Origin of the sequence: Sphingopyxis sp. CCNWLW2 (assembly GCF_037095755.1) — a bacterium.
GTDB lineage: Bacteria > Pseudomonadota > Alphaproteobacteria > Sphingomonadales > Sphingomonadaceae > Sphingopyxis.
In genome coordinates this window covers 1,909,544-1,927,709 of the sequence record NZ_JBAWKJ010000001.1, presented here as the reverse complement: position 1 = coordinate 1,927,709, position 18,166 = coordinate 1,909,544, and the positions used below count along the sequence as shown (strand labels likewise).

General features: G+C 64.9%; 22 protein-coding genes. 12 read left to right on the top strand and 10 right to left on the bottom strand.

Annotation, left to right across the window (positions count from 1 at the left end):
- Window positions 1–47: 47 nt before the first annotated feature.
- The 6 genes from V8J55_RS09150 (at window position 48) to V8J55_RS09125 (ending at window position 4,778) form a co-directional block, all read left to right on the top strand.
- Entirely contained in the window at window positions 48–884 is an 837-nt protein-coding gene (locus V8J55_RS09150) for a glycine zipper domain-containing protein (RefSeq protein WP_336445311.1), read from the top strand.
- 190 nt (window positions 885–1,074) lie between these two features.
- Window positions 1,075–1,611, top strand: a complete 537-nt coding sequence (locus V8J55_RS09145) for a hypothetical protein (protein WP_336445310.1) — start codon at window positions 1,075–1,077, stop codon at window positions 1,609–1,611.
- 182 nt (window positions 1,612–1,793) lie between these two features.
- The gene (locus V8J55_RS09140) at window positions 1,794–2,342 is read left to right on the top strand and encodes a hypothetical protein (RefSeq protein WP_336445309.1); all 549 of its coding nucleotides are present in this window, start codon (window positions 1,794–1,796) and stop codon (window positions 2,340–2,342) included.
- A gap of 464 nt (window positions 2,343–2,806) precedes the next feature.
- Window positions 2,807–3,241, top strand: coding sequence for a PilZ domain-containing protein (locus V8J55_RS09135; RefSeq protein WP_336445308.1), 435 nt, complete (start codon window positions 2,807–2,809; stop codon window positions 3,239–3,241).
- Between the two features lie 263 nt (window positions 3,242–3,504).
- Window positions 3,505–3,963 (top strand): hypothetical protein, encoded by a 459-nt coding sequence (locus V8J55_RS09130; protein WP_336445307.1) that lies wholly within the window; start codon window positions 3,505–3,507, stop codon window positions 3,961–3,963.
- Window positions 3,963–4,778, top strand: coding sequence for a ferredoxin--NADP reductase (locus tag V8J55_RS09125; protein WP_336445306.1), 816 nt, complete (start codon window positions 3,963–3,965; stop codon window positions 4,776–4,778). Before V8J55_RS09130 ends, V8J55_RS09125 begins: the two co-directional genes overlap by 1 nt.
- Here the strand turns inward: V8J55_RS09125 and V8J55_RS09120 are convergent.
- A complete protein-coding gene (locus V8J55_RS09120) occupies window positions 4,775–6,187 on the bottom strand; it encodes a M20/M25/M40 family metallo-hydrolase (RefSeq protein WP_336445305.1) in 1,413 nt (470 codons plus the stop codon). The genes V8J55_RS09125 and V8J55_RS09120 overlap by 4 nt on opposite strands.
- Window positions 6,188–6,320: 133 nt before the next feature.
- Here V8J55_RS09120 and V8J55_RS09115 point away from each other — a divergent pair, with 133 nt between their 5' ends.
- The 3 genes from V8J55_RS09115 to V8J55_RS09105 are packed head-to-tail and all read left to right on the top strand — an operon-like array spanning window position 6,321 to window position 8,139.
- A complete protein-coding gene (locus tag V8J55_RS09115; RefSeq protein ID WP_336445724.1) occupies window positions 6,321–6,944 on the top strand; it encodes a lysophospholipid acyltransferase family protein in 624 nt (207 codons plus the stop codon).
- Window positions 6,941–7,759: a DUF1295 domain-containing protein gene (locus V8J55_RS09110; protein ID WP_336445304.1), complete on the top strand. Its 819-nt coding sequence runs from the start codon at window positions 6,941–6,943 to the stop codon at window positions 7,757–7,759. The genes V8J55_RS09115 and V8J55_RS09110 overlap by 4 nt, the downstream gene beginning before the upstream one ends.
- Window positions 7,735–8,139 (top strand): ribose-phosphate pyrophosphokinase, encoded by a 405-nt coding sequence (locus V8J55_RS09105; protein WP_336445303.1) that lies wholly within the window; start codon window positions 7,735–7,737, stop codon window positions 8,137–8,139. Before V8J55_RS09110 ends, V8J55_RS09105 begins: the two co-directional genes overlap by 25 nt.
- A 150-nt stretch (window positions 8,140–8,289) precedes the next feature.
- Here V8J55_RS09105 and V8J55_RS09100 read toward each other — a convergent pair whose 3' ends face one another.
- Window positions 8,290–9,219, bottom strand: a complete 930-nt coding sequence (locus V8J55_RS09100; RefSeq protein WP_336445302.1) for an isopenicillin N synthase family dioxygenase — start codon at window positions 9,217–9,219, stop codon at window positions 8,290–8,292.
- A 131-nt stretch (window positions 9,220–9,350) separates the two neighbouring features.
- On the opposite strand from V8J55_RS09100, the gene V8J55_RS09095 reads away from it, so the two are divergent.
- Complete coding sequence (locus V8J55_RS09095) at window positions 9,351–9,776, top strand: EVE domain-containing protein (protein ID WP_336445301.1); 426 nt, start codon at window positions 9,351–9,353, stop codon at window positions 9,774–9,776.
- Window positions 9,777–9,782: 6 nt separating this feature from the next.
- Here V8J55_RS09095 and V8J55_RS09090 read toward each other — a convergent pair whose 3' ends face one another.
- The 7 genes from V8J55_RS09090 to V8J55_RS09060 all read right to left on the bottom strand — a co-directional run bounded on the left by V8J55_RS09090 (window position 9,783) and on the right by V8J55_RS09060 (window position 14,107).
- On the bottom strand, window positions 9,783–10,112 hold the full coding sequence (locus tag V8J55_RS09090) for a PilZ domain-containing protein (RefSeq protein WP_336445300.1): 330 nt from the start codon (window positions 10,110–10,112) through the stop codon (window positions 9,783–9,785).
- An 88-nt stretch (window positions 10,113–10,200) separates the two neighbouring features.
- Entirely contained in the window at window positions 10,201–10,791 is a 591-nt protein-coding gene (locus V8J55_RS09085; protein WP_336445299.1) for an SOS response-associated peptidase, read from the bottom strand.
- A gap of 6 nt (window positions 10,792–10,797) precedes the next feature.
- On the bottom strand, window positions 10,798–11,199 hold the full coding sequence (arfB, locus tag V8J55_RS09080; RefSeq protein WP_336445298.1) for an alternative ribosome rescue aminoacyl-tRNA hydrolase ArfB: 402 nt from the start codon (window positions 11,197–11,199) through the stop codon (window positions 10,798–10,800).
- On the bottom strand, window positions 11,192–11,875 hold the full coding sequence (locus V8J55_RS09075) for an RluA family pseudouridine synthase (RefSeq protein ID WP_336445297.1): 684 nt from the start codon (window positions 11,873–11,875) through the stop codon (window positions 11,192–11,194). Before V8J55_RS09075 ends, arfB begins: the two co-directional genes overlap by 8 nt.
- Before the next feature lie 24 nt (window positions 11,876–11,899).
- Window positions 11,900–12,700, bottom strand: coding sequence for a DODA-type extradiol aromatic ring-opening family dioxygenase (locus tag V8J55_RS09070; protein ID WP_336445296.1), 801 nt, complete (start codon window positions 12,698–12,700; stop codon window positions 11,900–11,902).
- A gap of 4 nt (window positions 12,701–12,704) precedes the next feature.
- Window positions 12,705–13,301, bottom strand: a complete 597-nt coding sequence (locus tag V8J55_RS09065) for an FMN-dependent NADH-azoreductase (RefSeq protein WP_037513862.1) — start codon at window positions 13,299–13,301, stop codon at window positions 12,705–12,707.
- A 110-nt stretch (window positions 13,302–13,411) separates the two neighbouring features.
- Complete coding sequence (locus V8J55_RS09060; RefSeq protein ID WP_336445295.1) at window positions 13,412–14,107, bottom strand: pirin family protein; 696 nt, start codon at window positions 14,105–14,107, stop codon at window positions 13,412–13,414.
- Between the two features lie 140 nt (window positions 14,108–14,247).
- On the opposite strand from V8J55_RS09060, the gene V8J55_RS09055 reads away from it, so the two are divergent.
- Entirely contained in the window at window positions 14,248–15,195 is a 948-nt protein-coding gene (locus V8J55_RS09055; protein ID WP_336445294.1) for a LysR family transcriptional regulator, read from the top strand.
- Between the two features lie 180 nt (window positions 15,196–15,375).
- Window positions 15,376–16,083 carry a response regulator transcription factor CtrA gene (gene ctrA / locus V8J55_RS09050; RefSeq protein ID WP_037513859.1) on the top strand — a complete coding sequence of 236 codons (708 nt, stop codon included), beginning with the start codon at window positions 15,376–15,378 and terminating at the stop codon, window positions 16,081–16,083.
- A 719-nt stretch (window positions 16,084–16,802) separates the two neighbouring features.
- Here the strand turns inward: ctrA and V8J55_RS09045 are convergent.
- Window positions 16,803–18,146 (bottom strand): acyltransferase family protein, encoded by a 1,344-nt coding sequence (locus V8J55_RS09045; protein ID WP_336445293.1) that lies wholly within the window; start codon window positions 18,144–18,146, stop codon window positions 16,803–16,805.
- Between the last annotated feature and the right edge of the window lie 20 nt (window positions 18,147–18,166).

The window sequence follows — 18,166 nt, the reverse complement described above, 5'->3', positions numbered from 1 at the left end:
ACAAACTGTTAACCAATCGGTTCGGCCGAGGGAACAGGGAGTAAGTCATGCGCACGTTCGTGTTGTTGGGAATGGCCGCAGGGTCGTTGTTGCTGGCGAGCCATACGCGCGCCGAACAGCCGGCGCTGGACTATGGCGTTCCCGCCGATCCCGATAGCCGCGTCTACACCGGTTATCCGGACCGCGTGCCGAGCGAAGTCGATTATCGCCACGTCGACGGCACCTATGACGCCGAGGGCCGCTGGACCGGCACCTGGGACGGCACGTACGAGACATCCGACGGCCGCCGCTTCGAAGGCCGTTATGAAGGCACGGTCGAGGGCCATGGCGCCGGCTATCCGCCGCCGCCCGCTTACGATCCCCGTTATCACGGCGGGTATGACGCCCGTTACGACGAAGAGATGGAACGCCGCTGTGGCCGGGGGGGCACAGTGGGCGGCGCGGTTGTCGGCGGGCTCGTGGGGGGCATCGCCGGCAACCGCATAGCCGGACGCGGCGATCGCACCGCGGGCACGCTGATCGGCGCCGGGGTCGGCGCGCTGGCGGGCAGCGCGATCGGCAATGCAGCCGACAAGAAGAAATGCGACGAATATTGGGCGAGCCGCAGTGCGCGTTACCAGGGTGGCCATTATCAGGGCGGCTATTATCCCGGCGGCACCTACCCCGGTGGCTATGCGACGACTTACCAGCACAGCGGCTATGGCTATGGCTACGGCTATTACACACCCGGCGTCGTCGTCACGACGATCATCAACGGGGCGCCGGTCGTGACCGAAAGGGTCGAGACGAGCACGCGCACCTATTATGAAAACGTGCCGGTGCGGAAACGCTATGTCGCGAAGAAAAAGTGGAAGCCCCGGCCCAAGCCGCGCTGCGTCTGCTGATACCCGGGGATAGGTCTGGTCACCTGTAACTGATCCCAAGGCCCGTCGTCCTCCCGGATGGCGGGCCTTTTCATACCGGGCTCGGCTTGCCGCGCGGCAGCCACGGTTCAGCGGCGCGAAAGCATCGCGCGCGTAGGGCGGTCACATTAGGGCTGGACCATCCTGAGCCCGCCGAAGGGAGTTTCCCTCGATGCGTAAACTGACCAGCTTCACCACCGCCGCGGCGATCGTCCTGACCTCGGTCGGCCTCAGCGCCGTGCCCGCCGAAGCGCGCGGACGCCATCATCATGGCGGCTGGGGGTATCGCGACCGCGACAATATCAGCACCGGCGAGGTGCTCGGCGGGCTGCTTGTCATCGGCACCATCGCCGCCATCGCGAGCTCAGTGAGCAAGAACAAGCGCGAGCGCGCGCCCGATTATCGTTACGAGCCGCCCTATCGCGGCGACGAGCGGCAGGAGGTGCCGCGCTACGAACCCGAGGCGCAGAACGACGTCACCCCCGGCGCCTATGGCCGCGGCGAAGCCGAAGGCCGCGCCGCCGATGCCTGCAGCTGGGCGGTCGAAGGCGAGATGGGCGACGACGCCCGCGTCGACAGCATCACCGGCACCGAACCGAACAATGGCGGCTGGTACGTCACCGGCACCGCATCACGCCTTGGCGGCGAGGTGAGCAGCTTTGGCTGCAGCTACCGCAACGGCCGCGTTGTCGACGTCAATTTCGGCTGACGCTATTCAACACACCGATAAATGGCCTCTCGCCCGTGGCGAGGGGCCTTTTCTTTATGAACGCCAGCAAACCAAGTCTGAACCCCAGATAAGCGGAGGGTTCAGCGCCCTGTCACAGCCGAATCGGTAAACCGTCTGCAACAGGCCGCGAAGCTGCCGCCTGCGCTTAAGGAGACCGAACCATGGCTATCAAGACCACCCTGACCAAGGCCGCAATTGGTGCGGCCACCGCCGGCGCGATGCTGATGAGCGCCGCCCCCGCGGCCGCGCGCGATCGTTATGACCGCGACGGAATCAGCGCAGGCGAAATCATCGCCGGCGCCGTGGTGATCGGCGGCCTCGCCGCAATCCTGTCGAGCGGCGACAACGACCGCTACGACCGTTACGACCGCCGCTATGATGGCCGCTATGACGATCGCTATCGCGGCCGCTATGACGATCCCCGTTACGGCTATGGCTATGACTATAACCGCTATGGGAACAGCCGCCGCGCGGTCAGCCAGTGCGTCGGCGCCGTCGAGCGCGGCAGCCGCCGCTATGGCCGGACCGACGTGACCGAGGTCACCAGCATCGACCGCAAGCGCGACGGTTACCGCGTCAAGGGCCGCGTCATCGTCCGCGACGGCTATGGCGACCGCTGGGGCCGCGGCGGTTATTACGACAAGGGCAAGTTCACTTGCGAGGTGCGTTACGGCCGCGTCCAGGACATCCGCTTCTCGGGCCTCGGCTAACCCTTTCGCCCCCTGACCAATCGGCCCGCCCGTGCCCCGGCACGCGGCGGGCCTTTTGTTGCGCCCGATACGCGGCGCCGCCCTTTTGCCGTATCTGCTGGTGATTGCGGCCTTGCCATCGCCGGAGCAGCCGGTTCGGCGCGAGGGCCGCGGAATGCAAGTTAAGGCCCATCGCATCCGTGGGCGCCGCACCGGCCGCCCAGAAAGTCGGGTCGTTCCGGTAGGCTCCGAAAGGACGCTCGCCTTTCCAAGCGATAATCCACGATAATTTCTTTGCCGTTTCAGTGCCTTCGGCCAACCTCCGAGCGCGTCGCGATATTAGGAGGCCTACGCACCGGCCGAATAATTCGTGAAAATTGTCAAACACGATATACGAAAATTTACCTTCCTCATTTAGGACTCGTACCGGGACCAATCAGATAATCGTCCGAGGTGGGAATCGGACGGCAGTTGTTGAGTCGCGCATGTCGAATCCCGAGGCTTCCCCTGCCTCACCGGCCCCTGATGAAAAGCGCCAGCCACGCCAGTCGCGGCTGGTCAAGGCGGCGCTTGCCTGTCAGCGGCTGGGCCAGTTCGACGTCACCATCCGCAATGTTTCGTTGACCGGCGTCGGCGGCCAGGGGCCGCATATCCTGCAGATCGGCGAACGCATCACCATCTTCCTGCCCGGCCACGAAGCGATGCTCGGCACGGTGCGCTGGGTCGCGGGCACCCGATTCGGGATCGAAACCGACAAGCCGGTCGAAACCGTTCGCCTGCGCGCCACGCACGGCGACCAGCTCATGGCCGCGGACAGCAAGGCCGATTTCCAGATCGTCCCCGCGCCGCAACTCACGACCTGGCGGCCGGGGCTGTCGCGGGCCACCAGCCTGCCGGGACATTTCGGCACCAAGCGCTGAAGAAAGGCCGTTTTGGGGCGGTGAGCTGCCCTTGTGCATCCCGGCGAAAGCCGGGGCCCAGTGCGGAAACACGCTAGGTTCGCGTTGTAATTCTGGACCGCGGCTTTCGCCGGGGCACACATCTCTATCGACGGCTTCCGGTCAAAGCCGCCGTATCTCAAGCGTGCAGCAAATCCTGCCCGAACACAAATTCCAAATTGCAAATGACTCGCAATAACATATAAGCCGCCGGCGCCGCATCTTGTGCGCTGGAAAGGGTCCCGATGTACGCCTTTGTTGATCGACCGGTGGAAAGCCTGTGCAATGGCGGGTGCTTCCTGCTCTGGGCGATGCGCGGGTGGGTTCACGCCGCCGAGCGCGGGCGATGTCCGCCGCAGGTTCTGCACCGGGGCTTTGCCGCGGTCGATGCCGCGGACGCCCTGCCCGACTTTCACGTCGCGATGGCGCTGCTTGTCGGCGATGCGGCCGAAACATTGCTGCTTGCGCCCCTGCCCTGTCTCCAGATTTCAGAGGATGAAGCAATTCTGCTTGGACTCTGGCGCGATTTTTCGCTTGAGAACGCCGCAAATGCCCATGCGACGCTGGCCTTGCTGGCCGAGGGAGAAAGCGTCGGTCCGATCGCCAAGGCGATGGGTGCCGCGGTCGACCGGCTGGTCGCGGCGGGATTCGATATGCCGGCCCTCGCGGCCGGCACCATGACACATCAGGAAAGTTCAAAGTGATGAGTGACCGTATTGCCGAAGCCGCCAAGCTGGCCCCCTCCGCCTCGCTGACCGTCGAGGAGGTGCGTTCGGTGCGCCACTGGAACGAACATCTGTTCAGCTTCACGATCACGCGTCCGCCCAGCTTTCGTTTCCGGTCGGGCGAGTTCGTGATGATTGGCCTGCCGGGCGAGGGGCGCCCGCTGCTCCGTGCTTACTCGATCGCCAGCCCCGCCTATGCCGACGAACTCGAATTCCTGTCGATCAAAGTGCCCGACGGCCCGCTGACCTCGCGGCTCCAGAAAATCCAGCCGGGCGACCCGGTCTACCTTGGCCGCAAGCCGACGGGCACGCTCGTCGCCGACGCGTTGCTGCCGGGGCAGCGACTCTTCCTGCTCTCGACCGGCACCGGCCTCGCGCCTTTCCTCAGCCTCGCGCGCGATCCCGACATTTATGAGCGGTTCAGCCAGATCCAGCTTGTCCATTGCGTGCGGCAGGTCAGCGACCTCGCCTTCCGCGACGAGCTCGAAAGCCAGCTCGCGGGCGATCCGCTGGTGCAGGATCAGGCGCTGCTGCAATTTCACTACCTGCCGACGGTGACGCGCCAGCCCTTCCGCACCGAGGGGCGCATCGACGCGCTGATCGAAAGCGGCGGCCTGTTCGGCCATCCGCTGACCGGCCCGGCGCATTTCGACCCCGCAATCGACCGCATCATGATGTGCGGCAGCATGGCGATGATCCGCGACCTCGAAGCGAGCTTCGAGGCGCTCGGCTTCAAGGAAGGGTCGAACGCCGCGCCCGGTGATTTCGTTATCGAGCGCGCGTTCGTCGGTTAAGGCTTCTCCGCATAAGCCTTTACCAGATCGAACATATAGTCGCGCCCGACGTAGACCGAGCGCACCTCCATGCGTTCGTTCAGGCCGTGCGCGCCATTGCCGTCGGGGTCGCCCCACATGCCGGGGATGCCATAGGTCGGAATGCCGACCGCGCCGAGGAAGGTCGCGTCGGTATAACCGTTGGCCATTGACGGGATGACCTTCAGCCCCGGCCAATATTTATCGACGAGCGTCTGCATCGGGCCGATGATCTTCGGGTCGAGCGGCGGCGCGGGTGGTGCGGGGCGCTTGGGCGGCAGCTGGGTGATCGTGACGCCGGGGTCGCCGATCACGCGTCCGAGTTCGTCCTTGATCGATTCGATGCTGTGCCCCGGAAAGATGCGGCAATTGATGTTCGCGCCCGCGCGCTGCGGCAGCGCGTTCGGCGCGTGGCCGCCGTCTAGCAGGGTCGCGACGCAGGTGGTGCGTAGATTGCTGTGGAGGAAGGGATCCTTGTTGACGATCGCCTCGGCCGCCTTGTCGGCGGGGTTCTTCGCCAGCGCGACCATCGCCCGGCCCGTCTCGTCGCCACGCGCGGCGCCGGCTTCGGCGAAGAAGCGCCGCGTCGTGTCGGTCATCTCGACCGGGAAGTCATAATCGTCGATTTTCGTCAGCGCGCGGGCGAGCTCATAGATTGCATTGTCGGGCACGGGCGCCGAACTGTGGCCGCCGGGGTTTCTGGTCTCCAATCGAAAGTTGGCGAAGGTCTTTTCGCCGACCTGCACCGACTGGCCCAGTACTTTGCCCTTACCGTCGCTGTCGCCGCCTCCGCCTTCGTTCAATGCAAATTCGGCGTCGATCAGGTCGCGCTTGTTCGCCGCGAGCCATTCGACCCCGTTGAACGCACCGTTGGTTTCCTCGCCGCAGGTCAGCGCGACTTTCACCGTGCGCTTGGGCTTGTAGCCATCCTTCTGGAAACGGATCAGCGTGTCGACCCACACCGCCGCCTGCGCCTTGTCGTCGGCGGTGCCGCGGCCGTAGAAATAGCCATTTTCTTCGACCATGACGAACGGATCGCGCTCCCAATCGGCGCGCTTCGCCTCGACGACGTCGATATGTGCGACGAGCAGGATCGGCTTCGCGGTCTTGCTGGTGCCCGGATAGACGGCGACGAGGCCGCCTTCCTTGGGGTTCTCGGGGGTGGCGAACAGGGTGAGCTGGCTGTCGGGGATGCCCGCCGCCTTCAGCCGCGCCGCCATGCGCTCGGCGGCGAGGGTGCAACTGCCCGACGAAAGCGTCGTGTTCGTCTCGACCAGCTCCTTGTAGAGATCGCGGAACGCGAGCTGGTCGGGGCGCGGCTGCCCCTCGGCAGCGATCGCGGGCACCGCAAGCAACATGGCGGACGTCAGCAGCGCGGACAGTTTCTTCATCTTTTCCTCCCCTGTTTTGCGGATGAAGGGAGCAGAAAGACGACATCGCCGCAAGCCGCGATGCGTGCACCTCTTGCGCCGTGTGCGCCTTTCGCGCAATTCGGACCAAGGGAGAGGACCAAGCGTGACGAGTATGAATGACGACCCGCCGGGGCTGGTGGCGCGTGCGGTGCGCCGCCTGTTGCTTCTGCTGTACCAGGCGCGTGGATGGAAAGCGGTCGGCGAGGTGCCCGAACCGCGGCGCTTCATCCTGATCGCGGCCCCGCACACGAGCAATTGGGATTTCGTCAATTTCCTCGGACTGACCGCGGACCTCAAGATCCGTCCCTTTTTCATGGCAAAGCTGTCGCTGTTCCGCTGGCCGATCGGCGGCTTTATCCGCCAGATGGGCGGGGTCCCGGTCGATCGCCGCGGCGGCGGCAATGTCGTCCAGCAGATGACCCACGAATTCGCGCGCCGCGCCGAATTCATGCTGACCGTCGCGCCCGAGGGCACGCGCGGCAAGACGGCGAAATGGCGAACCGGCTTTTACCAGATCGCGATGGCGGCCAAGGTGCCGCTCGTCGTCGGCTTCATGGATTATGGCACCAAGACGGGCGGGCTCGGCCCGCTGATCTGGCCGACGGGCGACTTTCGCGCCGACATGATGAAGGTATTTGAGGTATATAAGAGCCATACCGCTCGATTCCCCGAGCGGCAGGCGCGCTCGATCGATGACATCGTCGGCCGCGATGAGGAACGAGACATGCGCGCGTGAGTGACGCCCTTTTGTTGCTGACAATCAATTTCGGCGGGTTGCTCGGCGTGATTCTGCTCTTGTGGGGCATCGCGACCCTGATCCGCGACGTGTCGTTCATCGACGCCTTCTGGGCATTCGGTATGGTGCTGCTCGCGTGGGGGACATGGTGGCAGGTCGGCGCGGAGGGCGGACACGCAAAGCTGCTCCTCGGCCTGACATCGCTGTGGGGGTTGCGGCTCGCTATCCATCTGACGATCCGCTGGGCGAGCCACGGCGAGGACCCGCGCTACAAAAAGATCCTCGCGCTCTCGATGGAGAAGCGAAAGTGGAGCTGGGCAAAGACCGCGCTTGTGATGGTTTTCCTAACGCAAGCTCCCTTGCTCTTCATCACCTGTCTGCCCGCGCAGATCGGTATCTGGGCGAGTGCGGCCGCCCCCGCGGCAAGCGTGGGCATCATCGGCTGGATCGGCGCGGTGGCCGCTCTCGCCGGCATTGCGTTCGAAAGCATCGGCGATGCGCAGCTCGACGCTTTCCGGAAAAACCCCGCGAACAAGGGCAAGGTGCTCGACACCGGCCTGTGGCGCTATACGCGCCATCCCAATTATTTCGGCGACGCGCTGACCTGGTGGGGCCTCTGGCTGGTGGTCGCCGACCTCGGCTGGGCGCCCGCGTTCGTGGGCGTGATCGGCCCCATATTCCTGACCTTCACCCTCACCAAATGGTCGGGCAAGGCGCTCCTCGAAAAGGGGCTGCACAAGACGCGGCCCGACTATGCCGCTTATGTCGCGCGCACCTCCGGATTCATTCCATGGCCGCCAAAGACCAAGATTTAGGCGGCGAGGAAAGCCCGACCGATGTGTCGGCGCTCGGCGACGCGCCGCGCATCCGCGCGATATTGATCGAGGCGGCGCGCGCGGGGCGCAGCGTCAGCTATTCCGAACTGCTCGGCGACCTTGGTTTCCGCTTCACCCGGCCCAAGATGCGCGCGGTGTGCCGGACGCTCGAAGAAGTCGACCGCCTCAGCGCGATGGACGGCGAACCCGATCTGGCGGTGCTGGTGGTGCGCGAAAGCGACCGGCTGCCCGGGCAAGGTTGGTGGGTCGGCGGGACGGCTTTACTGCTCGGCTATGACGGCCCGTGGGAGGGTGCTGCGGCGGCGCGGTTTATTCGCGAGCAGCAGCAGGCGGTGTTCGATTATTGGGAAGGGCGGTAGAGCGTCGGACAACGACCGAACCCCGTCATTCCCGCGAAGGCGCGAATGACGTTTTTTTTCTTCACCGTCGCCAAGCGGGATCCCCGCCTTCGCTGGGATGACGAAAAAAGAGAGCGAACGTCCGCCTCCCACCACGGCGCGGTCATCCGCCTATTTCTTGAGCCCGATCTCGCGCAGCCGCTCCTGCAGATACTCGTCCGCCGTGATCGGCGTCGGATATAAATTCGGGTGCGACGCGTCGACGCAGCTTTCGAGCGTCTCGATCGGATAGTCCGAGCGGAAGTGGAGGAAGAAGGGCATCGAATAGCGAGCGACGCTCGCGCGGCCCGCGTCGGGGTTACGGACGCGGTGGGTGGTCGAGGGCAGCTTGTTGTTGGTCAGCCGCTGGAGCATGTCGCCAACGTTGACCGCCATCGCGCCCGGCGGGGGGCTGACCGGAAGCCAGCTGCCGTCCTTGTCGAGGATTTCGAGGCCCGCCTCTTCGGCGCCGAGCAGCAGCGTGATCGTGTTGATATCCTCATGCGCTTCGGCGCGGATGCCCTTGGCGGGGGCTTCGACCGGCGGATAATGGAGCAGGCGCATCACGCTGTTGCCGTCGGCGACGGTGTCGTCGAAGAAATCGGGCGCGAGGCCGAGGTAGCGCGCGATACCGGAGAGGAGACGCGCGCCGACGCGGTCGAATTCGGCGAAGAGCTTGTCGTAAGCGGTGCGGAAGCCTTCGACCTCGGCGGGCCAGATATTGTTCGGCTGCTGCGCGGCGAGGCGGTGCCCGGCGGGCAGGTCGCGGCCGACGTGCCAGAATTCCTTGAGGTCGACTTCTTTCGCGCCCTTCGCGATCTCAGTGCCGAACGGGGTGTAGCCGCGCGCGCCGCCGCCGCCGGCGATATGATAGGCGCGCTTGGTTTCCTCGGGCAGCGCGAAAAAGGCTTTCGCCTTGTTCCAGGCTTCGTCGATCAGCCCGGGGTCGATGCCATGGTCGGTGATCATCGCGAAGCCGAAGCGTTCGAACGACGCACCGAAATCCTTCGCGAACTGATCGGCTGGGAGCGACATCGAAATGGTGGGAACTGCGGCAGGCATGCGATTATTGTCCATCTGATCGGGGCGGCGCCGGTCGGGCGCGTCATGAGTCGCGATTTAGGCGCTGCGCGCTGACGGTTAAAGGGAAAAAGGCGGTTTCGTCCCGCGCCGGGCTCGGCTAAGCCCGGCCCATGAGCAAGCAATATTGGCTGATGAAATCCGAACCCGACGCCTATGCGTGGGAGCAGCTGGTCAAGGACGGCACCGGGATGTGGGATGGGGTGCGCAACCACACCGCCAAACTCAACCTGATGGCGATGAAGGTCGGCGACGAGGCGCTCTTCTATCACAGCAATATCGGCAAAGAATGCGTCGGGATCATGGAGGTCATCGAGGAAAGCTTTCCCGACCCGACCGCTGAAAAGGGCTCGCCCTGGGTCGTGGTACGCGTGGCGCCCGTCCGTGCGCTCGCCAATCCGGTGACGCTGGCGGCGATCAAGGCCGATCCGGGGCTCGCCGATATGGATCTGATCCGCCAGTCGCGCCTGTCGGTCGGGCGCGTGACGCCCGCCGAATGGAAGCATATCCTGAAAAAGTCGGATAAGCCCGAGAGCTGAGCCGGCTTACTGGCCGCGCAGCTTGACCTGCAGATGCTTTGCCACCGACGGGTGGAGCGGATGGACGAACTCGCACCCGTAATTATTGCCATCGGCGCGGCGGACGACCGCCTCCAGCGGCTGGAGCCCGGGCAGGTTCACCCAGATATGCTTGCCGATCTGCGGCCGGAAAAACGTAACCATGCGAAAGCCCGTCGACGACAGGTCGAACAATTCGACGTCGAAGGGGTTCAGCCCCGGTTCGCGGAAGCGCGCGCGTGCGGTCACGGGTGTGCGCTCGGCGCCGCGCCCGGCGGTCGGCGCTTTTCTGGTTTCGATAGTGCGATTCCCCAACACGGATTCGGCCCCTGCATTTCTTTCTTGGTCGAACCGCTTTTAGGGCGCCGTTGGTTACCTCAAGGTGAAGCGATATGGTGAAAATCTGCTACACCGGCGGCGTGTCGCCGACCGCCATCAACTGGCCGGGATAAGGGACCGCAAGCGCCACGGCGGCGCGCCATTCGCCGCTGAGCCAGGTAGCATAATCCTCGGGATGAAGAATCACCGGCATGCCCTTTGGCTGATGGTGCGCAACCAGCCGGTTGGCGTCGGTCGTGAGCATCGCGAAGCACGGCCAGTCATCGCCTTGGCGGTGGATTCCGGCAAAGGCGAACACCGGCCGCGATGGCACAGAAAACCAGTGCTGGCGCCGCGCACCGTCGGGCCCCGACCAATAGGCAAAGGCGGTTGCGGGGATCAGGCAGCGCAATTCGGCGTGGCGCAGCGTCCCGATCCAGAAGGGGCTTTGCAAGTTGCGGACACTGGTCACCGGCCGGTCGCCCTGCGGCGGCGGCGGAACGCCCCAGAGTTTCGGGCGCAGGTAACGCCGCGATCCGCCGCGGCCGTCGCTGACGATCACCGGCGCGGGGCGGCCCGGCGCGACATAGTCGCCGGTCCACGGGTCATTGCCGGCCTCGGCGCCGAACGCCGCGGCGATCGTGCTGGCGGGGGCATCGAGGCGGTAGAGACTGGTCATCGAGGCCTAGTCGGTTCCGCGCACCCGTCCGCGCCCGGCCTTGACCGTGCTGCGCGCTTTCTTGCTGTCGACGCGCTTCGCCTTGGCAGCCTTGCTCGGCTTGGTCTTGATGCGGCGTTCGGGGCGGACGAGCGCGGCATCGATCAGTTCGGACAGGCGCTGCCGCGCGTCGGCGCGGTTCGCTTCCTGCGTGCGATAGCGGCGCGCGAGGATGATCAGTTCGCCCTCGGTCGTCATCCGGCTGCCCGCGAGGGTTTTCAGGCGCTTATAGGCATCGGGGGCAAGGCCAAGCGCGTAGACATTGACGCGCAGCTGGCACGCGGTCGCGACCTTGTTGACATTCTGACCGCCCGGCCCCGTGCCGGCGAGAAATTTTTCCGATATCGCGCTTTCGGGTATCTCAGCCACGCGTTGGCTCCGCTCCTTCCGGCGCCGCAAAACCCAATGCGATGAAGCTGTCAGGGAACGGCGCCTCGGCAATTATGGACGGCTTGACGTCACGTTTTACGACCAGCCTTTCGGCGTGGAGCAACGTGCGCGTTTTCGTACCGCCGCGGCCGTAGACGGGATCGCCGACGAGCGGAAAACCGAGCCCTTCGAGCGCGTGGACGCGCAGCTGGTGCGTACGGCCGGTTTCGGGGCGGAAGCGCAGCAGGCTGCGCTCACCCACAACCGCGAGCTTTTCCCAATGCGAGACCGAGGGCTTGCCCTTTGGATCGCCGACCATGCGCCAGCCTTCTTCGGCGGTTGAAACCTTGGCGAGTGCAATGTCGATCGTGCCGCCGTCGCCGTCGGGCACGCCGTCGACAATCGCGAGATATTGCTTTTCGACCTCGCGGCTTTCGAACGCGCGGGTGAAGCGGCCGTGCGCCTTGGGATTGCGCGCGAGGAGCAGGCAGCCCGAGGTGTCGCGATCGAGCCGGTGGACGGGGAGCGGCCAGCGTTTGAAGCCGAACTTCAAGAGGTCGAGATGATTCTCGAGGCTAAGGCTTCCGTCGCGCGGCGCGTCGACGGGGAGGCCCGCAGGCTTGTCGATGACGAGGGCCTCGCCATCGAGGAAGAGAACACGATCTGAAAGGAGCATGGCGCGCTATAGGCGGGCTACTGTCTAGTCGAAAGCGTAAACGTCCATCGCGAGCAGACCATAGGTCACGCTGTGATGCAGCCGCTCGGCCTTGAACGATGTCCCGCCCGCGCCCATCGCCACGTACAGCGGCAATATATGGTCGGGGGTCGGGTGATTGTCGGTGCCGTGCGGCGCGCGCTCGACGCTGTGCAGCACGTCATCGACCGCGCCGGCCGTCATGCGTTCGGCGATCCAGTTGGTGAAGTCGGTGACCCATGCTGGCGCGGGTGCATCGATCGGCAGGCGCGCCGAAAACAGCGCGCGCAGATTGTGCGTGATGCTGCCCGATCCGATGATCCGCACGCCGTCGTCGCGCAAGGGCGTCAGCACCTGCCCGAGCGCATAATGCCATTCGGGCGAGGCATTCGAGGCGATCGAGAGCTGGACCACCGGAATATCGGCGTCGGGATAGATCAGCGTCAGCGGCACCCACGCGCCATGATCGAGCCCGCGTTCGGGATCGGCGGTGACGTCGAGACCTTGGCAGGCGAGCAACTCGACCACATGCGCCGCGAGCCCCGGTTCGCCCGGCGCCGGATAGCGCATCGCAAACAGTTCGTCGGGAAAGCCGCCGAAGTCGTGGATCGTCGGCGGCGCGGGCGATGCGGTGACGGTCGCGCGGCCGCCCTGATACGCCGCGTCATGATGTGCCGACACGACAAGGATCGCGCGCGGGCGCGGCAGCTGGTCGCCCAGCCCGGCGAGGAAGGTCCGCGCCGGGCTGGGCTCGAGCGCCATCATCGGCGAGCCGTGCGAAAGAAAGAGGCTCGGGAGACGGCGCATCGGTTCAGGCCGCCTGCTTCAGTTCGCCGATCGCCGAGGTGGCGCGAGCGACCGCGTCGCCGTCCATCATATGGCCGTCGGCGGCGATGATCGTGACGTCGGTGATACCGACAAAGCCGAGGATATGCTTGAGGTAACCGCTCGCGAAATCGACTTCGCTGCCCAGCGGCACGCCGCCCGAGGCAAAGACGATGAACGCGCGCTTGCCCGTCAGCAGCCCTTCGGGACCGGCCTCGGTATAGCGGAAGGTCCGGCGCGCGCGGGCGATCAGGTCGACCCAGGCTTTCAGCGACGCGGGGATCGCGAAATTATAGATTGGCGCCGTGATGACGATCGTGTCGGCGGCTTCGAGTTCGGCGATCAGTTCGTCCGAGCCCGCAAGCACGGCCTTTTGTTCGTCGCTGCGCGCCGCTTCGTCGGTGAAATTGGCCCCGATCCAGCTTTCGGTGAGCAGCGCCGGCGGTGCGGTGTTGAGGTCGCGGCGGGTTACGGTGGCACCGTAACCCTGTTCGACGAGGCGGTTCACCAGCTGGTCGGCGAGCGGGCGCGTGGTCGAACCTTCGTTGCGGGCGCTGGCATCGATGCGAAGAATATGGGTCATCTCAAATACTCCTGTTTCACTTCGGGGAGAGGGGGTGCCGCGAGCCGGGGAACTCGCGGCACCAGGTGGGCCGCCGTCAGGGAGGGGGACGTCGGCGGCCCGGGGGCTGGTTAGAGGCTGTCCACGAGCACCAGTTCGGCGTCGTCGAGCGCTTCGACCTCGATCGTTCCGACATCGCGGAGCGCAATGCCGTCGCGGGGATCGGCGTCCGCGCCGTTGACGCGGATGCGGCCCTTGGCGACGACCAGATAGGCGTGGCGTCCGGCTTCGAGGTCATAGGAGACGCTCTCTCCGGCGTTCACCGTCGCCGCGGCAACGCGGGCGTTGGCGCGGATCGGCAGGGCTTCGTCGCCCTCGATCCCGCTCGCCAGCGTCACAAACTGGCCCGACCGGTCGGCCTTCGGAAACTGGCGCGCGCCCCAGCCGGGATTGCCGCCGTCGCGGTCGGGCATGATCCAGATCTGGAACAGCGTCGTTTCCTCATCCTCGAGGTTGAACTCGCTGTGCGTCACGCCGGTGCCGGCGCTCATCACCTGGACATCGCCCGCCGCAGTGCGGCCGCTGTTGCCCATCGAGTCACGATGGGTGATCGCGCCGGTGCGGACATAGGTGATGATTTCCATGTCGCGGTGCGGATGCGGAGGGAAACCCGACTGCGCCGCGATGGCATCGTCGTTCCAGACGCGCAGCGCGCCCCAGCCCATCCGCTTCGGATCGTGATAGTTGGCGAACGAGAAATGGTGACGGGCGTCGAGCCAGCCGTGGTTGGCGTGGCCCAAGCTGTCGAATTTGCGAATGTCGATCATGGCCTTGTCCTTTCGTATCTTCTCAATCGTTGCGCACATCGGCGATGCCGGTGCGCTGCTGTTGAGGACAAAATAGGGATATGTATCGTTTCGAAAATAGCATAGATGGAAAACCATCGTTTCCATTCAGGAGCTATTGCGTGGCACTTCCCGACTATGAAGGCTGGGCCTGTTTCGTCGCCGTCGCCGATGGCGGCAGCTTTACCGCCGCGGCGGCATCGCTGGGGCTGTCGAAGGCGAGCGTGTCGAAGGCGGTGACGCGGCTCGAGGCGTCGCTGGGCATCACCCTGCTCCACCGCAGCTCGCGCGTCGTCGCGGTGTCGACCGCGGGCGCGGGCCTGCTCGACGAGGCGCGCGCGATGGTCGCGGCGGCAACCGCGGCCACCGAAGCGGCGCGCGGCGACCGCGTCGACCTGGCGGGGCCGATCAGGCTGGCGGCGCCGATGAGCTTCGGGATCAAGGTGCTCGGCCCGCCGCTCGCGGTCTTTCTCGAGCGGCACCCCGCGGTCGAAGTCGAGGTGCTGCTGAGCGACGCGCGCAACGATCCCGTCGCCGAAGGCATCGACCTGACGCTGCGCATTTCGCCGCTCGCGGATTCGAGCCTGCTCGCGCGGACGATCGCGCCCGTCGCGGCATCGGTGATCGCCAGCCCCGCCTATCTGGCGAAGCATGGCACCCCGAAACATCCGCTCGACCTCGCGGGCCACCGGCTGATCGGTTACGGCCACCGGCAGCGCGCGATGCCGCTGCATTTCCACCGCAAGGGCGAGGAGGCGACCGTGCTGCCGACCGGCCCGCTGTTCGCGAACAATGGCGATGTCGCGGTGCCGCTGGTCGTCGCGGGGGTCGGGATCGCCTCGCTGCCCGATTTCATCGCAGCCGAGGCGCTGGCGTCGGGCGCGGTGGTTCCGATCCTGACCGACTGGTCGTTGCCGCAGTCGCACCTGCACCTCTTGTCGCCGCCGTCGCGGCTGCGCCCGGCACGCGTGCGCGCGCTGTCCGACCATCTGGTCGACACGCTGAAGATGTCGTGCACTGGCGCGCACGATCAATATATCGCGCTTCACCATGAAGGAAAAACGGGCTGAGCGACTGTTGCAAAATGGCCGCGACTCGTGGACTTCTGCGGGTTAAATCAAAATTAACCTTTTCCCTTCATTAGTTTCGTGGTTAATGTTCCGGCAGTCCTGCAACGGGGGTTGGTCGGTGACATCCTTGATGGTCATGCGATCGGTTCGCGGGATTATCGTGGGAAAAAGGGGTGCCCAATGCGCGTACTGCTGATCGAGGACGAGCCGACGACCGCGAAAGCGATCGATACGATGCTCACGACCGAGGGCTTTAATGTCTATACCACCGATCTCGGTGAGGAAGGCTTGGACCTGGGTAAGCTCTATGATTACGACATCATCCTGCTCGACCTGAACCTGCCCGACATGCACGGTTACGACGTGCTGAAAAAGCTTCGCACCGCCAAGGTGCAGACGCCGGTGCTGATCCTGTCGGGCATTTCGGAAATGGATTCGAAGGTGCGCTCGTTCGGCTTTGGCGCCGACGATTATGTCACCAAGCCGTTCCACCGCGACGAGCTGGTCGCGCGCATCCATGCGGTCGTCCGCCGGTCGAAGGGTCACAGCCAGAGCGTCATCAAGACGGGCAAGCTGGCGGTCAATCTCGACACCAAGACGGTCGAGGTCGACACCACGCGCGTGCATCTGACCGGCAAGGAATATCAGATGCTCGAGCTGCTCTCGCTCCGCAAGGGCACGACGCTCACCAAGGAAATGTTCCTGAACCACCTCTATGGCGGCATGGACGAGCCCGAACTGAAGATCATCGACGTCTTCATCTGCAAGCTGCGCAAGAAACTCGCGCTCGCCTGCCACGGCGAAAATTATATCGAGACGGTCTGGGGCCGCGGTTATGTCCTTCGCGACATCGACGACGAGGGCAATGAGGTGCGCCGCGTCGCCTGACGCGTAGCAGCTCGCAAGATTTACCGAGGGAACCCGGCGCGGAGCGATCCGCGCCGGTTTTCTTTTGGGACATGGGCCATCGCGCGCCCGGGGGTCGGCTTTCGACCGATTTCTGACACTCGCTAAAGTGTCCCCAAGGCGGCATCTCGCGCCTGCCGATAGGGCCGAGCGGCGCCATGCCTTTCTTGAACGGACCGCAATCTAACCGTCACCTCTTCCGACACTTCTCGTCGCGGGTCGTTGGCTAGGGCTTCAAGCTTGGCGACAGCCTCTTTCGTGCCGATGTCGTGCAACGCCCAAATACATCTGCGGGCGAGGGCTGAACTGTCGTCGTAATCGAGATATGGCAGCCTGCGCTGGACACAATAAAATAAGCAGTCGACGCTCCTTGGATCTCGTAGATTTTGAAGAGTGTTCGCTAATTCTTCGTGCCCCTCATGGGCTTCGCTGTTCAAAAGCGAACAGAGGATAGGCGTTGCTCGACGCGAACGACCAAATAGCTCTCCAAGCTGGCACCAAGCCCAGATAGTCCCATATGAAAGGTCTCCCGAGCAAAGGTCATGAAGCAGGTTCGATGGAACCTCATCAAATTTGATCTCATATGCAGCAAGGAAATTGCTCAGGGATTTTTCGTCTGTGGGTAGGCTGTCCATTAGATGCAGAGAACACATAATGGTCCGGCAGGCAACGTCAGCCCCCCACCCCAAAGCCGAGGCGCTTCAAGCCTGCGACTTCGTCAACCGATGGACCGGTCCGAACTGCGCAATCGCCGCACCGACGAAGGGCAATGCGACGAGCCAGAGGCGCACGCCCGTCACGCCGAGCGGGCTCGCGATGCTGATCGCCGCGGTGGCGCCGAGCCCGGCGCAGATGAGGAGCAGCCCGGTGATCAGGCGCCAGTGCGGCACCTCGCCGCTGTCCTTGCTCGCGCGTTCGTAGCGCGCGAAGAGCATGATCAGCGGGAAGAGCGCCGCGATGTAAAGGATGAACCAGACCGGGCGCGCGAGCCACCATGATGCGCTACCCGGCGCCACATCGAGCCCGATCCCGCCGAGCAGCCACGCGGCGATCATCACGAGCACGAAGGCGGTGAGGTGCCAGAGGTAGATCGTCATGATCATGCCGTTGACGAGCACGACCCCGGTCCAGATGCGGAGGTTATCGAGCATCCGTCGCCCCGCGGGTTCGAGCGCCAGCGCGAAGCCCGCCTGCGCGATGCCGAGCGCCAGCAGCGCGAGCGTCGGCGGCATCGAGTTGCTGAGGCCGCTTCCCGGGACGCCGATCATCGCGACCGGATAGGGTCCGAAGCCCACAAGCAGCGCGAGCGCGGCCAGCCCGCCCACGCCCCACAGCAAGGCCCTGCCCGGCGCCAGCCGCCCCTCGCTCCACGCAAAGCCGAGCTGGTGGATCGCGAGCCAGACGAAGGCGAAGTTGAGGAAATTCACATAAGGCACATCGAAGCGCAGCGCCGCGATATCGATCGCCACCGCGCCCGCGACGAGCGCCCAGAAGGAGGCGAAACCCCAGCGCTTCCATGCCTTCCACGTCAGCGGCACGACCGCCGCGACCATCAGGTAAACCGACAGGAACCACACGGGGATCAGCGCGAGCTGCGCCGCCATCGCGACGATGCCGCGCTCGACCCCCGCGAGCGTCCCGAACATCGCGACGAGCGTCCAGATCAGGAACAAAGGCAATACCGGGTTGATCAGCCGTTGCAGCCGCCCGCTGTACCAGCTTTCATAGCTGCCGCCCTTGCGCAGCGTCGCCGCCCACGACATGCCGTTCGAGAAACCGCCGACGAGGAAGAAGAGCGGCATCACCTGGAATCCCCAGGTCAGCCAATGCGTCCAAGGCAATATGCCGAGCAAATGCCCGCCCTCGACCGCGCCGTCCTTCATATAGGGCGCGGCGACAAGCCAGTGACCGACGACAACCGCGAGGATCGACAGCGCGCGGAGGAAATCGACGTAGCGGTTGCGCTCGGGCGGCGCCTCGGCGGCCATCTCGCTTGCGCGCGACCAGATGCTCTTGCGACGTGTGCCCTCGCGGCTTTCGGTCAATATCCCATCCCTTTCCCAAT